We start from the raw sequence: 13297 nt of genomic DNA, 5'->3' as shown, positions 1-13297 counted from the left end.
CGAGGTGCACCTTGTTGCGCACCCGCTCGGCGTGTCGGGCGCAACGACGTGCACCTCGGCGGCTCCGCTGCTTAGCGTGAGACGAGGGTGAGGCGCTGCGTGGGGCGGGTCATCGCGACGTAGAGGGATGCGGCGCCGCGCGGTGACTCCGCGGCCAGCGCCTCCGGGTCGGCCAGCACGACCGCGTCGAACTCGAGGCCCTTCGCCTCGTAGCCGGTCAGCACCGCGATCGGGCGGCTGAGCCCGGCGGCGCCGCGGCCCGACTGCTCGCCGAACCGCTCCCCGACGGCGGCCGCAACCGCCGGGAGGTCGGCGGCCGTGGTGATGACGGCCAGCGTGCCCGCACCGTCGATGCCGCGGTCGTGCGCCACGGCGTCGGCGACGGCCCCGGCGAGCGCCCGCGCGTCCGGCGCGGTGGCGGCGACCCGCCGGATGGGCCACTCGCCCTCGCGGACCGCCCGCGTCGGCGTGACCGGGAGTCCCGCCGCCGCCGCCACCCGTTCCGCCTCGCGGGTGATCTGGGCGGGGGTGCGGTAGTTGACGGTCAGCTCCTCCAGCCGCCAGGCGTCCTTGAAGACCGGGTTCAGTGCATCCTGCCAGCTCGTCGCCCCAGCGGCCGACGCGACCTGGGCGATGTCGCCAACGATCGTGAACGACTTCATCGGGCAGCGGCGCACCAGAACGCGCCACTGCATCGGCGACAGCTCCTGGGCCTCGTCCACCACCACGTGACCGTAGGTCCAGCTGCGGTCGGAGGCGGCCCGCTCGGCGGTCGTCCCGCGGTCGGCCTGCTCGGCGAAGCCGTCGGCCAGCTGCTCGGCGCTCACCAGCCCCTGCACGCCCATGTTGCGGATAGCGGCACGCGCGTTCTCCAGGTCGCGCTTGCGCTGCCGGTCGCGCTCGCGGTCCGCCGGGTCCGGCCGCCCGGGGAAGTCGCCCAGCAACTCGGCCGCCTCGTCGAGCAGGGGGACGTCGGAGACGGTGAACGGCTCGGAGCGGTCGCGCTGCAGGGCGCGGCGCTGCGCGTCCGTCCACCGCGGCGTCAGCTCGGCGAGCCAGGCGGGACGGGCGTAGAGGTCCTGCAGGAGCTTCTGCGGGGTGAGCGGCAGCCAGGCCGTGTTGAGCAGCACCCGGACGTCGTAGGAGGTGCGCAGGTCCTCCCGGAGCACCTTCAGGTCGGCATCGTCGATGGTGGAGCCGCCCGCGCGCAGCTGTGCCGCCAGCTGGTCGGTCAGCTCGGCGAGCGCGTGCTTCACGAACGTGACCCGTGCGACGTTGTGCGGCTTGCCGGTGCGCTGCGCCTTCGCGATCGCGCGGTGCACGAGCTCGGGCTCGACCACCAGCCGCTCGTTGTCGACGACGATCGTCTGCGCCTCGGTCGGAGCCTTCTGCCGCGACTTGACCGCGCGCGACAGCAGCCGGGCCATCTGGGCGGACCCCTTCAGCACCGCGGCCTCCGGAGCGTCCTCGGCGGTCGCCTCGACGCCCGGGAACAGCTCGCCCAGGCTCGACATGACGACACCGGTCTCGCCCAGCGACGGCAGCACCGCCTCGATGTAGCGCAGGAAGGCGGTCGACGGGCCGACGACCAGGACACCGGAAGCGCTCAGCCGCTGCCGGTTCGCGTACAGCAGGTAGGCGGCGCGATGCAGTGCCACGGCCGTCTTCCCGGTGCCGGGACCGCCCTGCACGACGAGCGCTCCGCGCAGGTCCGACCGGATGATGCGGTCCTGCTCCGCCTGGATCGTGGCGACGATGTCGTGCATCCGGCCGGTGCGCTGCGCGGTCAGCGCCGCCAGCAGTGCGCCCTCGCCCTGCACCTGCTCCCCGGAGCGCTCGCCGTCGAGCAGCGCCTCGTCGAACACCTCGTCGTCGATCCGCGTCACCTGGCGCCCCGACATGGTGAGATGACGGCGGGCACGGACGCCCATCCGCTCGCTCGCAGTCGCCTGGTAGAAGGCGCCAGCCTGCTGGGCGCGCCAATCGACGAGCAGCGAGCGCTGGTCGTCGTCACGCAGGCCGATGCGGCCGATGTAGCGGTGGTCCGAGCCGTCGACGGGCTCGTCGAGCAGCAGCCGGCCGAAGACGAGCCGTGCATCCACGTCGCGCAGCTGCGTCAGCTGGTCCTCGTACAGCCGCGCGAACGCATCCCGTTCGCTGCGCGCCTGATGGTTGCTGCCGACGCTGTCGCGGCGCACGCGGGCGAGGCGTTCCTCGGTCTCCGCACGCAGTTCGTCCAGCCGCCGATACAGCCGCGAGACCACGGCGCGCTCGCGATCGAGCTCAGACTCCAGCACGCCCATGGCCACCTCTCGTTTCCGGGCCGACAGTCTACGACCTCCGGATGCGAGTGCGCTCCCAGCACGCGTACGGCCCGATGCCGTAGGGTGGAGGCAGCGGGCGACGAAACTGCCCGCGGCGTCGTAGAACGCTTCGCGTCGCGCCGGGCCATGCCCCGCCACGCTTCTCTTCATACGGCGAACGATCGCGCCGCTCGGTGCGCTCGCCACCCCGACCCGCTGCGGCACGACGCCGCCCGGGTCCGATGCCCGAAAGGCACACCCCGTGACTTCCACCTTCGCCGAACTCGGCGTACCCGCACCGCTCGTCGCCGTCCTCGCGGCCGACGGCAAGACCGACGCCTTCCCCATCCAGGCCGACACGCTCCCCGACGCCCTCGCGGGCAAGGACGTGCTGGGCCGCGGCAAGACCGGCTCCGGCAAGACCATCGCCTTCGCCCTGCCGCTCGTCGCGCGCCTCGGCACTGTGCTCGCCGGCGGCCGCCGCCGTCCGGGACGCCCGCTCGCCCTCGTGCTGGCCCCGACACGCGAGCTCGCGACCCAGATCGCCGCGACGTTCCGCCCGCTGGCCGACGCCTACTCGCTGCGCGTCTCGACCGTCTTCGGCGGCGTCTCGCAGAACAAGCAGGTCGCCGAGCTGAAGGCCGGCGTCGACATCCTCGTCGCCTGCCCCGGCCGCCTCGAAGACCTCATGAAACAGGGTTTCGTGAACCTCGACGCCGTCGAGATCACCGTGCTCGACGAGGCCGACCACATGGCCGACCTCGGCTTCCTGCCCGTCGTGACGCGCATCCTCTCGGCGACGCCCGCCGACGGGCAGCGCCTGCTGTTCTCGGCGACGCTCGACAACGGCGTGGACAAGCTGGTCACCCGCTTCCTGCACTCCCCCGTGCTGCACTCCGTCGATGACGAGACCAGCCCGGTCGAGGCGATGACCCACCACGTCCTGCAGGTGGACACCCCGGACGAGAAGAAGGCCCTGGTCGAGGCGCTCGCGTCGGGCACCAGCCGCCGCATCCTCTTCACCCGCACCAAGCACCAGGCCAAGAAGCTGGCCAAGCAGCTCACCGCCTCCGGCATCCCGACCGTCGACCTCCACGGCAACCTCGCGCAGGCCGCCCGCGACCGCAACCTCGCCGCCTTCGGCGAGGGCACCGTGCGCGTGCTCGTGGCGACCGACGTCGCGGCGCGCGGAGTGCACGTGGACAACGTCGAGCTGGTCGTCCACGTCGACCCGCCGGCGGAGCACAAGGCCTACCTGCACCGCTCCGGCCGCACGGCCCGCGCGGGCAGCGCCGGCGACGTGGTCACCGTGATGCTGACCGCCCAGGCGGCCGACGTGAAGACCCTGCTGCGCAAGGCCGCCATCCAGGTCTCGCCGCAGCGCGTGACCGCGACCTCGGCCGCCGTGTCGTCGCTCGTCGGCGACGTGGCCCCGCGTGTCGCGCCCAGCGCTCCGCAGCAGCGGACCTCCGGTGGCGGCGGCACGTCGCAGGGCGCGAACGCGCAGCGGAAGCGCGCGCGGCGCAACGGCGCCGGCGGCGGCGTGGCGGGCGGCTCGCAGGGCGGACGTGGCGGTCAGGCCGGCGCCGGCCAGGCGGCAGGACAGGGCGCGGGCGGCGGACGCCGTCAGGGCGCCGAGGGCGGACGCGGGGCCGGTGCATCCGCGGGCGCCGCAGGCGACGGCTCGCGCCGGCGCGGACAGCGTCCGGGTGCAGCCCAGCAGGGCGCGGCCACGCGCGGCGGCGCTGCGCCCTCGCGCGCCGGCCACGCGTCGTCGTCCGCGCAGCGCGACCACGCGGGCGCCCGTGCCGGCGGCGCCTCGCGCCCGTCGGCCGCGCGCTCCGACGCCTCCGTGCGCCGGGGCAACGGCTCCCGCCGCGCCCAGGGCTGACCCACCCCTCCTCCTCGGCTCGGCGCCCACCGTCGAGTACACGAAAAGTGCACGCTCAGAAGGCTCTGGGCGTGCACTTTTCGTGTACTCGACGGAGGGCGGCGCCGGGGGCGGGCGGCGCCGCGGGAGGGCGGCGCGGGGGGCGGGCGGCGCGGCGCGAGGCGCGTCAGGCGATGCGGCCGAGGGAGGCCATGGCGGCCTTGACGAGGGCGCCGCGGCCGCCCTCCAGCTCCTCCGTCACAGTGAGGGAGGTCGCCTCCTCCGGTGTCATCCAGGTGAGCTCCAGGGCATCCTGCCGGGGCTCGCACGTGCCGGTGACGGGGACGACGTAGGCCAGGGACACCGCGTGCTGCCGCTCATCCACGTACAGGGAGACGCCGGGCATCGGGAAGTACTCCGCCACCTGGAACGGCACGGGGCTCGCGGGCAGCTGTGGGAACGCCATCGGCCCCAGGTCTTTCTCGAGGTGGCGGAAGAGCGCCTCGCGCAGCGTCTCGCCGTACATCACGCGGCCCGAGACGAGCGTGCGGGTGATCTGCCCGACCGCGTTCGCGCGCAGCAGGATGCCGACCTCGGTCACCTGGCCCAGGCCGTCCACGCGGACGGGCACCGCCTCCACGTACAGCAGCGGTAGCCGTCGCCTGATCTGCTCCAGCTCGATGTCGGACAGCCAGGCGGGGCCGGGCTGCGGACCGTCGCCGGGAAGCGGGTCGGGGGTCGGGTCCGGATCCGGAGTGCGAACGCTCATGCATGAATCCTACGGAAGGCCGCACCGGCCACCTACGGGGCCGGCGCGGATCTGTGGATGGACGCCACTCCGACGGGGGCTGTGAACGGTTTCCGATCCGGGCGCAGAATGGAGGGTGCCGTTTCCCGCTCCCGACCTCCGCATCGACCGCGACGCCGTGCTCTGGTCGGCGTCCGAGCGCGACCGCGCCGGCCGTCCCCTGCTCGTCCTCCTGCACGGCTACGCGTCCGACGAGGCGGACCTGTTCGGTATCTCCGCGTACCTCCCGCTCGAACCCGTCATCGCGTCGCTGCGCGCCCCGATCCCGGAGGGGCCGGGCTTCGCCTGGTTCTCCCGGTTCACGAACGTTCCGGGCGACCCGCTGGCCGGGAACGCCGACGCGGCCGCCCGCGCCGTGCTCGACTGGCTGGACGAGCAGCCCGACGTGCCCACCGGGCTGCTGGGGTTCTCCCAGGGCGGCGCGATGGCGCTGCAGCTCCTGCGCCTCGCGCCGGAGAGGTTCGACTACGCCGTCCAGCTCTCCGGCTTCGTGGTGAAGGGGGACCAGCCGCGCGATGCGGAGCTGGCCGACGCGCAGGTCCCGGTGTTCTGGGGACGAGGGACGCTGGACGACGCCATCCCCGCCGTCTCGCTCGAGCGCACCAGCGCCTGGCTCCCCCACCACTCCTCGCTGGATGCGCGCATCTACGAGGGCATGGGGCATGCGATCTCGCCGCTCGAGCTGGGCGACATCTCCTCGTTCATCCGCACCCACCTCCCCCGCTGAGCGTTCTCCACAGGCGCACTGCACGCCCCTGACTCTGTCGGTGGCCGGGTGCAGGATGGAGGGATGGCCGACGTGCTCGATCGCTTCTCCCCCGCGACCCGTGAGTGGTTCCGCGGGGCCTTCGCCGCACCCACCGCGGCGCAGGAGGGCGCCTGGGACGCGATCTCGCACGGCAAGCACGCACTCGTCATCGCCCCCACCGGATCCGGCAAGACGCTGGCGTCGTTCCTGTGGGCGATCGACCGCCTCGCCGCCGCCCCGCGAGCGGCCGGCGCGAAGCCGGGAACCCGGGTGCTCTACATCTCCCCGCTCAAGGCGCTGGGCGTGGATGTGGAGCGCAACCTGCGCGCGCCGCTGGTCGGCGTCACGCAGACGGCCAAGCGCCTCGGGGACGAGCCGCCGCACGTCAGCGTGGGCGTCCGCTCCGGCGACACCCCGGCGTCGGACCGGCGGGCGCTCCTGAGCAGCCCGCCGGACATCCTGATCACGACGCCCGAGTCGCTCTTCCTGATGCTGACGTCGCAGGCGCGCGAGACGCTGACGACGGTCGAGACCGTCATCGTCGACGAGGTGCACGCGGTCGCGTCCACCAAGCGCGGGGCACACCTCGCGCTGTCGCTGGAGCGGCTCGACCAGCTGCTCGAGCGGCCCGCCCAGCGGATCGGCCTGTCGGCCACCGTCCGCCCGCCGGAGGAGGTCGCGCGTTTCCTCGGCGGCCGGGCGGCGGTCGAGGTGGTCGCACCGCCCGCGGGCAAGCGCTTCGATCTGCGCGTCGTCGTTCCGGTCGAGGACATGAGCGAGCTCGGCACCTCCACGTTCGCCAGCGAGAACCCCGGCGACGGGTCGCCGCCGCAGGCCGGGTCGATCTGGCCGCACGTCGAGGAGGCGATCGTCGACCGCGTGCTCGAGAACCGGTCGACCATCGTGTTCTCGAACTCGCGCCGCCTGGCGGAGCGCCTGACGGCACGCCTCAACGAGATCTACGAGGAACGCCTGCTCGGCGGGGTCGCCGACGCGGCGCCGTCCCGGGCGCCCGCGGAACTGATGGGCGGCTCCGGGCAGACGCGGGGCTCGCAGGCGGTCGCCGACGAAGACACGCTCGTGCTCGCCCGAGCCCACCACGGATCGGTGAGCAAGGAGCAGCGGGCGCTCATCGAGGACGACCTGAAATCCGGCCGGCTGCGGTGCGTGGTGGCCACCTCGAGCCTCGAGCTCGGCATCGACATGGGCGCCGTCGACCTGGTGATCCAGGTGGAGGCGCCCCCCTCGGTGGCGAGCGGCCTGCAGCGGGTCGGTCGCGCCGGCCACCAGGTGGGCGAGATCTCGCGCGGCGTGGTCTTCCCCAAGCACCGGGCCGACCTCATCCACTCGGCGGTCGCCACCGAGCGGATGACCGCCGGGCTCATCGAGTCGCTCAAGGTCCCGGCCAACCCGCTCGACATCCTGGCGCAGCAGACGGTCGCCGCCGCGGCGCTGGAACCGATCGACGCGGACGACTGGTTCGACGCGGTCCGACGCAGCGCGCCGTTCTCGACGCTGCCGCGGAGCGCGTACGACGCGACCCTCGATCTGCTCGCCGGCCGCTACCCGTCCGACGAGTTCGCCGAGCTGCGCCCACGCATCGTCTGGGACCGCGACACCGGCACGATCACGGGCCGTCCAGGCGCCCAGCGGCTCGCGGTCACGAGCGGGGGCACCATCCCCGATCGCGGCCTCTTCGGCGTGTACATGGTCGGAGAGAAGGCGAGCCGCGTGGGCGAGCTCGACGAGGAGATGGTCTACGAGTCGCGGGTGGGCGACGTGTTCGCCCTCGGCTCGACCAGCTGGCGCATCCAGGAGATCACGCACGACCGCGTGCTGGTCACGCCGGCGTTCGGCGAGCCCGGGCGCCTGCCGTTCTGGAAGGGCGACGGGATCGGGCGTCCCGCGGAGCTGGGTCGCGCGGTGGGGGCGTTCGTCCGCGAGCTGAGCGGTGCGTCGCCGGCCGATGCGGAACTCCGCTGCGTCGAGGCCGGGCTCGACGCCTGGGCCACGAACAATCTGCTGTCCTTCCTGCGCGAGCAGAAGGAGGCCACCGGGCACGTGCCGACCGACCGCACACTGGTCGTGGAGCGCTTCCGCGACGAGCTCGGCGACTGGCGCGTCGTGCTGCATTCCCCGTTCGGCATGCAGGTTCACTCGCCCTGGGCGCTGGCCGTGCAGGCGCGCGTCCGCGAGCGGTACGGCATCGACGCGGGCGCGATGGCGGCCGACGACGGGATCGTCGTGCGCATCCCCGACACCGAGGCGCAGCCCCCGGGGGGCGAGCTGTTCGTGTTCGAGCCGGACGAGCTCGACGAGCTTGTCACGGCCGAGGTGGGCGGGTCCGCCCTCTTCGCGTCGCGGTTCCGGGAGTCCGCGGCCCGCGCCCTGCTGCTGCCCAAGTACAATCCCGGCAAGCGGTCGCCGCTCTGGCAGCAGCGGCAGAAGGCGGCGCAGCTGCTGGATGTGGCGCGCAAGTACCCGACCTTCCCGATCATCCTCGAGACCATCCGCGAGGTGCTGCAAGACGTCTACGATCTCGGCGCGCTGACGGACGTGGCGAAGCAGATCGAGCAGCGCAGCATCCGCCTGGTCGAGGCCGCCACGGAGACGGCGTCCCCCTTCGCCCGTTCGCTGCTGTTCGGATATGTCGCTGCGTTCATGTACGAGGGCGACAGCCCGCTCGCCGAGCGGCGCGCCGCGGCACTGTCGCTCGACACGGGCCTGCTCGCCGAGCTGCTCGGCCGTGCGGAACTGCGCGAGCTGCTGGATCCGCAGGTCATCGAGCGCGTGGAGCTGCAGCTGCAACGGCTCGCCCCGGAGCGCCGCGTGCGCGGCGTCGAAGGGGTGGCGGACCTGCTCCGGCTTCTCGGTCCGCTCTCGGTCGAAGAGGTGGCGGAGCGGCTGGAGGGCGAGCAGAGCGCCGGCGAGAACGCCCTGGCCGCACCGGGCGACGAGGCTGCCGATGCCGGCGCGGGCGCCGATGCCAGCGCCGGCGCCGCCGGAGCCGACGCCGACCTTGTCGCGCCGCACGCCGACCCGACGACCGCTGCGACCCACCTCGCCACCCTCGTCGACACGCACCGCGCCCTCGCGGTGACGATCGCCGGCGTCGAGCGCTTCGCCGCGATCGAGGATGCGAGCCGGCTACGCGACGCGCTCGGCGTCCCGCTGCCCATCGGCGTCCCGCTGGCGTTCATCGAACCGGTGGACGACCCGCTCGGAGACCTGGTGAGCCGTTTCGCGCGCACGCACGGCCCGTTCGAGACGGCGGACGTCGCCATGCGACTGGGGCTCGGCCCCGCCATCGTGCACGACGCGCTGCGCCGGCTCGCCCGCGACGGGCGCGTCGTGGAGGGCGAGTTCCGCCCGCATGCGCACGGCACCGAGTGGAGCGACGCCGAGGTGCTCCGCCGGCTGCGGCGCATGTCGCTCGCCGCTCTGCGGCACGAGGTCGAGCCCGTCGACACCGCGACCTTCGGCCGCTTCCTGCCCGAGTGGCAGCACGTCGGCTCCACCCTGCGCGGCGTGGATGCGGTGGCCTCGGTGATCGAGCAGCTGGCCGGAGCGCGCATCCCGGCCTCCGCCTGGGAGTCGCTGATCCTGCCGAGCCGCGTCTCCGACTACAGCCCGGCCATGCTCGACGAACTGACCGCGACGGGCGAGGTCATCTGGGCCGGCGACGGCAGCCTGCCCGGCGACGACGGATGGATCAGCCTGCACCTCGCGGACTCCGCCCCGCTCACTCTCGCACCACGCTCTGACCACGAGCCCGACGAGCTGCAGCGCGGCATCCTGGACGCGCTGGGGCGAGGCGGCGGCTACTTCTTCCGTCAGCTGTCGGACGCGCTGGGCACCGAGCGCGGCTCCGCCATCGACGACTCCGAGCTGGTCACTGCGCTCTGGGACCTGGTCTGGGCGGGCCGCATCACCAACGACACCCTCGCACCCCTGCGCACCCTGACCGCGGGCGGCTCGGGCGCGCACAAGCGCCCCCGCCAGCCGACGCGCGCGCGGATGTACCGCGGCCGGGTGCCCACCCGCTCCGCCATGGTGACGCGGATGGGCCCGCCCACCGTCGCCGGGCGGTGGTCGCTGCTGCCCGAGCGCGACCTCGACTCCACGGTCCGCGCCCACGGGCAGGCCGAGACGCTGCTCGACCGGTACGGCGTGGTGACCCGTGGCTCCGTCATGAACGAGGGGACGCCGGGCGGCTTCGCCCTGGCTTACAAGGTGCTCAGCGGCTTCGAGGAGACCGGGCGTGCGCGCCGCGGCTACTTCATCGAGACCCTCGGCGCCGCGCAGTTCGCCAGCGGCGCCACGGTCGACCGGCTGCGGTCGTTCTCGCGCGACCACACGCAGGAGCGCCCGTACGAGACGGTGGCGCTCGCGGCGACCGACCCGGCGAACCCGTACGGCGCTGCGCTGCCCTGGTCGGCGGTTCCGGGCGAGTCGGGCACCGGCCACCGTCCGGGGCGGAAGGCGGGGGCGCTGGTCGTGCTCGTCGACGGCGAGCTGACGCTGTACGTCGAGCGGGGCGGCAAGAGCCTGCTGTGCTTCGTGGGCGGCTCCGAGACCGCGGAGAAACCGCCGGGGAGCGCCGCCACCGGCGGGACCGACCGACCGCTGAGCGCCGGCGATCCCGCCCTGATCCTCCGCGCCGCCGCCCGGGCCCTCGCCGCGCTCGTCACGACTCGGCGCGTCGACAAGCTCGCGGTCGAGACGGTCAACGGCGGCTTCGTCCTGGGCTCACCGCTCGGCGACGCGCTCTCGGAGGCGGGCTTCCTCGCGACCCCGCGCGGCCTGAGGCTGCGCGGATGACGGCGGCTGCGCGGATGACGGAGGCTGCGGGGGTGACGGCGGCAGCGCGGATGAGGGCGGCAGCGCGGATGAGGGCGGCAGCGCGGATGAGGGCGGCAGCGCGGATGAGGGGAACTGCGCGGATGACGGGACACCGCCGTGCCTGAGGGCGACACCGTCTACCAGGCAGCCAAGCGCCTCGACCGGGCGCTCACCGGGCGCATCCTGACCGAGACCGACTTCCGCGTGCCGGCCTACGCGACGGTCGACCTGTCCGGCAGACGAATGGATGCCGTGCTCAGCCGCGGCAAACACCTGCTCATGCGCGTGGGCGACCAGACCATCCACAGCCACCTGAAGATGGAGGGCACGTGGGAGGTGTACCCGCCGGACGGGCGCTGGCGGCATCCCGGCTACCAGGCCCGGGCTGTGCTGCGGAACGAGGACGCGCAGGCGGTGGGGTTCCAGCTGGGCATCCTCGAGGTGGTCTCGCGCGACCGGGAGGACGAGGTGGTCGGCCACCTGGGCCCCGACCTGCTCGGTCCCGACTGGGACGCGCAGGAGGCGCTGCGCCGGCTCTCCGCGCATCCGGAGACGCCGGTCGCCGTCGCCCTGCTCGACCAGCGCAACCTCGCCGGGCTCGGGAACGTGTACGCCAACGAGCTCTGCTTCCTGCGCGGGATGCTGCCGACGCGCCCCGCGGGTGAGACCGACCTGGCAGCCGCGGTCGCCCTCGGCCACCGGCTCATCACCGCCAACCGGGACCGGCCGCTGCGCGTGACCACCGGCGACACCCGGCGGGGCCGCAACACCTGGGTCTACGGGCGTCGGGGCCAGCCGTGCCGACGCTGCGGGACGCCCATCCGCTCGGGATCGCTCGGGCGCACCGAGCTCGAAGAGCGCGTGACGTACTTCTGCCCGGCCTGCCAGACGTAGGCGGACCGGGCAGAAGCACGAACCAGGGAGACTAGGCCGCGGCCTCGTCCTGCTCCTGCTCGGCGTCGGCGCGAACCGTCGCGAGCGCTGCGGACCACGACTCGAGCTGGTCGAACAGCGGGGTCAGCGCGGCCGTCTGCTGCTCGGTCGGCTTGAGCTGCCAGTTCTCGAAGTCGTGCGCGAGGCTCAGGCCGACGTGGGCGCTGACCGTCGCGATCTGGAGCTGCGAGAGCACCAGTCGCAGGTGCTCGACGGCGCGCGCACCGCCGAAGACGCCGTAGCTCACGAAGCCGGCCGCCTTGTTGTACCACTCGGCCCCGACGTAGTCGATCGCGTTCTTGAGCGCGCCCGACGTGCTGTGGTTGTACTCGGGGGTGACGAACAGGTAGCCGTCGAACTCGGCGATCTTGGCCGCCCACGCCTTGGTGTGCTCCCCGGCGTACTGGCCCATCGCGGCGGGCATGGCCTCGTCGAGATGAGGCAGGTCCCAGTCCTTCAGGTCCACGAGCTCGTACTCGACGCCCGTGCGCTTCGCGGCGTTCTCGTACACCCAGCGGGCCACGGCCTCGCCGTTGCGCCCCGGACGCGTGCTTCCGATGATGATGGCGATCTTCGTCATGTCAGCCTTCCTTTTGATGACGTGTCACCGTTGTGAACCCGGCGCCGCCGTCGGGCATTCCCGGTAGGCTCGCCGCATGTCCGACGAGCGCGCCGACCGCAACGACGACATCCACCTCCCGGCCGACGCCACCGAGGAGCAGCGCAGGCAGGCGGGCGACCGCCTGCGCGAGCGCATCTACGTCACCTTCACCGCGCTCGCGATCCTGATGGCGATGAACGCGCACGGCGGCGAGCTCGACTCCCCCACCGTGCTGTGGACCCTCGTCATCTCGGTGGTGGGCGTGCTGCTCGCCGGCCTCGCCTCGGACCTGGTGTCGCACATGATCGTGCACAGCAATCTGCCGACCGCACTCGAGTTCCGCCACATGGTGGCCGTGTCGTCGCGCGCTCTCGGCGTCCTGGTGGTGCCCCTCCTCTCGGTCGGGCTGGCCGTCTTCGACGTCATCGAGGACCGCACCGGCATGACGATCGCGATCGTTGCGCTGATCGTCTCCCTGGCGGTGATCGCACGGATCGCGGTCTCGCGGACCGGCCTGTCGGGATGGCGCCAGCTCGCGGCACTGCTGGCGATCGTCGCCCTCGGCGTGCTGGTGGTCTTCCTCGAGGCACTCGTCCACTGAGCGCACGGCGACGCGGTGCGCCGGTCCCGCCGCCGTGTCAGGATGGCGTATGGCCACCGCGCGCACACGTCCCGATCCGCGCAAGCTGACGGACGACGAGCTGGAGCTGTTCCAGACGTTCCACACGATGCGCCGCGGCTTCGACCGCACCCTCGACGCGCAGTTGCAGCACGACGCCGGCATCTCGATCTCGGAACTCGAAGTGCTCATGGCGCTGACCCGCTCGCCGGGCCGTCGGCTGCGCGTCCGCGACCTCGTGGAGGTCACCGGCTGGGAGAAGAGCCGGGTCTCGCACCAGGTGACCCGCATGGCCGCGCGCGGGCTCGTCGAGCGGCAGGACTGTGCGGAGGACCGCCGGGCCAGCTGGATCCACCTGACGGGTGAGGGCCGCCGCGTCGTGGTACGCGCCCTGCCGAAGCACTCGGCGACGATCCGCCGCATCCTGTTCGACGCGTTGTCGACGGAGCAGCAGGAGGAGCTGCTCGGCATCGCGCACGCCATGACCGCGGCGATCGCGGCGGAGGGCTGCGCCCCTCCCGACGACTGCGACGACTGAGCGTTCTCGCAGGCCCGCGGCCGCTCCGGCGGCGT

General features: G+C 73.3%; 9 protein-coding genes. 6 read left to right on the top strand and 3 right to left on the bottom strand.

The genetic code is table 11. The annotated features are described in order from the left end of the window. Positions 1–71 precede the first annotated feature (71 nt). The gene (locus tag ACR9Y5_RS04605; RefSeq protein ID WP_481296869.1) at positions 72–2303 is read right to left on the bottom strand and encodes a HelD family protein; all 2232 of its coding nucleotides are present in this window, start codon (positions 2301–2303) and stop codon (positions 72–74) included. Positions 2304–2565: 262 nt separating this feature from the next. Between ACR9Y5_RS04605 and ACR9Y5_RS04600 the strand changes: the two genes are divergently transcribed. Next, positions 2566–4194, top strand: a complete 1629-nt coding sequence (locus tag ACR9Y5_RS04600; RefSeq protein WP_481296868.1) for a DEAD/DEAH box helicase — start codon at positions 2566–2568, stop codon at positions 4192–4194. A 166-nt stretch (positions 4195–4360) separates the two neighbouring features. On the opposite strand, the gene ACR9Y5_RS04595 is transcribed toward ACR9Y5_RS04600, so the two are convergent. After that, positions 4361–4942, bottom strand: a complete 582-nt coding sequence (locus tag ACR9Y5_RS04595) for an NUDIX hydrolase family protein (protein ID WP_481296867.1) — start codon at positions 4940–4942, stop codon at positions 4361–4363. Positions 4943–5057: 115 nt separating this feature from the next. On the opposite strand from ACR9Y5_RS04595, the gene ACR9Y5_RS04590 reads away from it, so the two are divergent. From ACR9Y5_RS04590 to ACR9Y5_RS04580, 3 genes are all read left to right on the top strand, one after another. Then, positions 5058–5708, top strand: coding sequence for an alpha/beta hydrolase (locus ACR9Y5_RS04590; protein ID WP_481296866.1), 651 nt, complete (start codon positions 5058–5060; stop codon positions 5706–5708). 63 nt (positions 5709–5771) lie between these two features. Then, complete coding sequence (locus ACR9Y5_RS04585; RefSeq protein WP_481296865.1) at positions 5772–10550, top strand: Lhr family ATP-dependent helicase; 4779 nt, start codon at positions 5772–5774, stop codon at positions 10548–10550. 138 nt (positions 10551–10688) lie between these two features. After that, positions 10689–11465, top strand: a complete 777-nt coding sequence (locus ACR9Y5_RS04580; protein ID WP_481296864.1) for a DNA-formamidopyrimidine glycosylase family protein — start codon at positions 10689–10691, stop codon at positions 11463–11465. A gap of 31 nt (positions 11466–11496) precedes the next feature. On the opposite strand, the gene ACR9Y5_RS04575 is transcribed toward ACR9Y5_RS04580, so the two are convergent. Beyond that, the gene (locus ACR9Y5_RS04575) at positions 11497–12084 is read right to left on the bottom strand and encodes an NADPH-dependent FMN reductase (protein WP_481296863.1); all 588 of its coding nucleotides are present in this window, start codon (positions 12082–12084) and stop codon (positions 11497–11499) included. 76 nt (positions 12085–12160) lie between these two features. On the opposite strand from ACR9Y5_RS04575, the gene ACR9Y5_RS04570 reads away from it, so the two are divergent. Both ACR9Y5_RS04570 and ACR9Y5_RS04565 read left to right on the top strand, forming a co-directional pair. After that, positions 12161–12706 carry a hypothetical protein gene (locus ACR9Y5_RS04570; RefSeq protein WP_481296862.1) on the top strand — a complete coding sequence of 182 codons (546 nt, stop codon included), beginning with the start codon at positions 12161–12163 and terminating at the stop codon, positions 12704–12706. Positions 12707–12755: 49 nt separating this feature from the next. Continuing rightward, entirely contained in the window at positions 12756–13262 is a 507-nt protein-coding gene (locus ACR9Y5_RS04565) for a MarR family winged helix-turn-helix transcriptional regulator (RefSeq protein ID WP_481296861.1), read from the top strand. Positions 13263–13297 lie beyond the last annotated feature (35 nt).

This window comes from Leifsonia sp. KNZ13-11D, assembly GCF_056754895.1.
The sequence above is the reverse complement of the archived record's forward strand: the minus strand, read 5'-3'. Positions and strand labels throughout refer to the sequence as shown.

Excerpts from the sequence above, each read along its gene's own strand:
- ACR9Y5_RS04605 (WP_481296869.1), bottom strand. The coding sequence starts at position 2,303 with ATGGGCGTGCTGGAGTCTGAGCTCGATCGCGAGCGCGCCGTGGTCTCG.
- ACR9Y5_RS04575 (WP_481296863.1), bottom strand. The coding sequence starts at position 12,084 with ATGACGAAGATCGCCATCATCATCGGAAGCACGCGTCCGGGGCGCAAC.
- ACR9Y5_RS04570 (WP_481296862.1), top strand. The coding sequence starts at position 12,161 with ATGTCCGACGAGCGCGCCGACCGCAACGACGACATCCACCTCCCGGCC.
- ACR9Y5_RS04595 (WP_481296867.1), bottom strand. The coding sequence starts at position 4,942 with ATGAGCGTTCGCACTCCGGATCCGGACCCGACCCCCGACCCGCTTCCC.
- ACR9Y5_RS04565 (WP_481296861.1), top strand. The coding sequence starts at position 12,756 with ATGGCCACCGCGCGCACACGTCCCGATCCGCGCAAGCTGACGGACGAC.
- ACR9Y5_RS04585 (WP_481296865.1), top strand. The coding sequence starts at position 5,772 with ATGGCCGACGTGCTCGATCGCTTCTCCCCCGCGACCCGTGAGTGGTTC.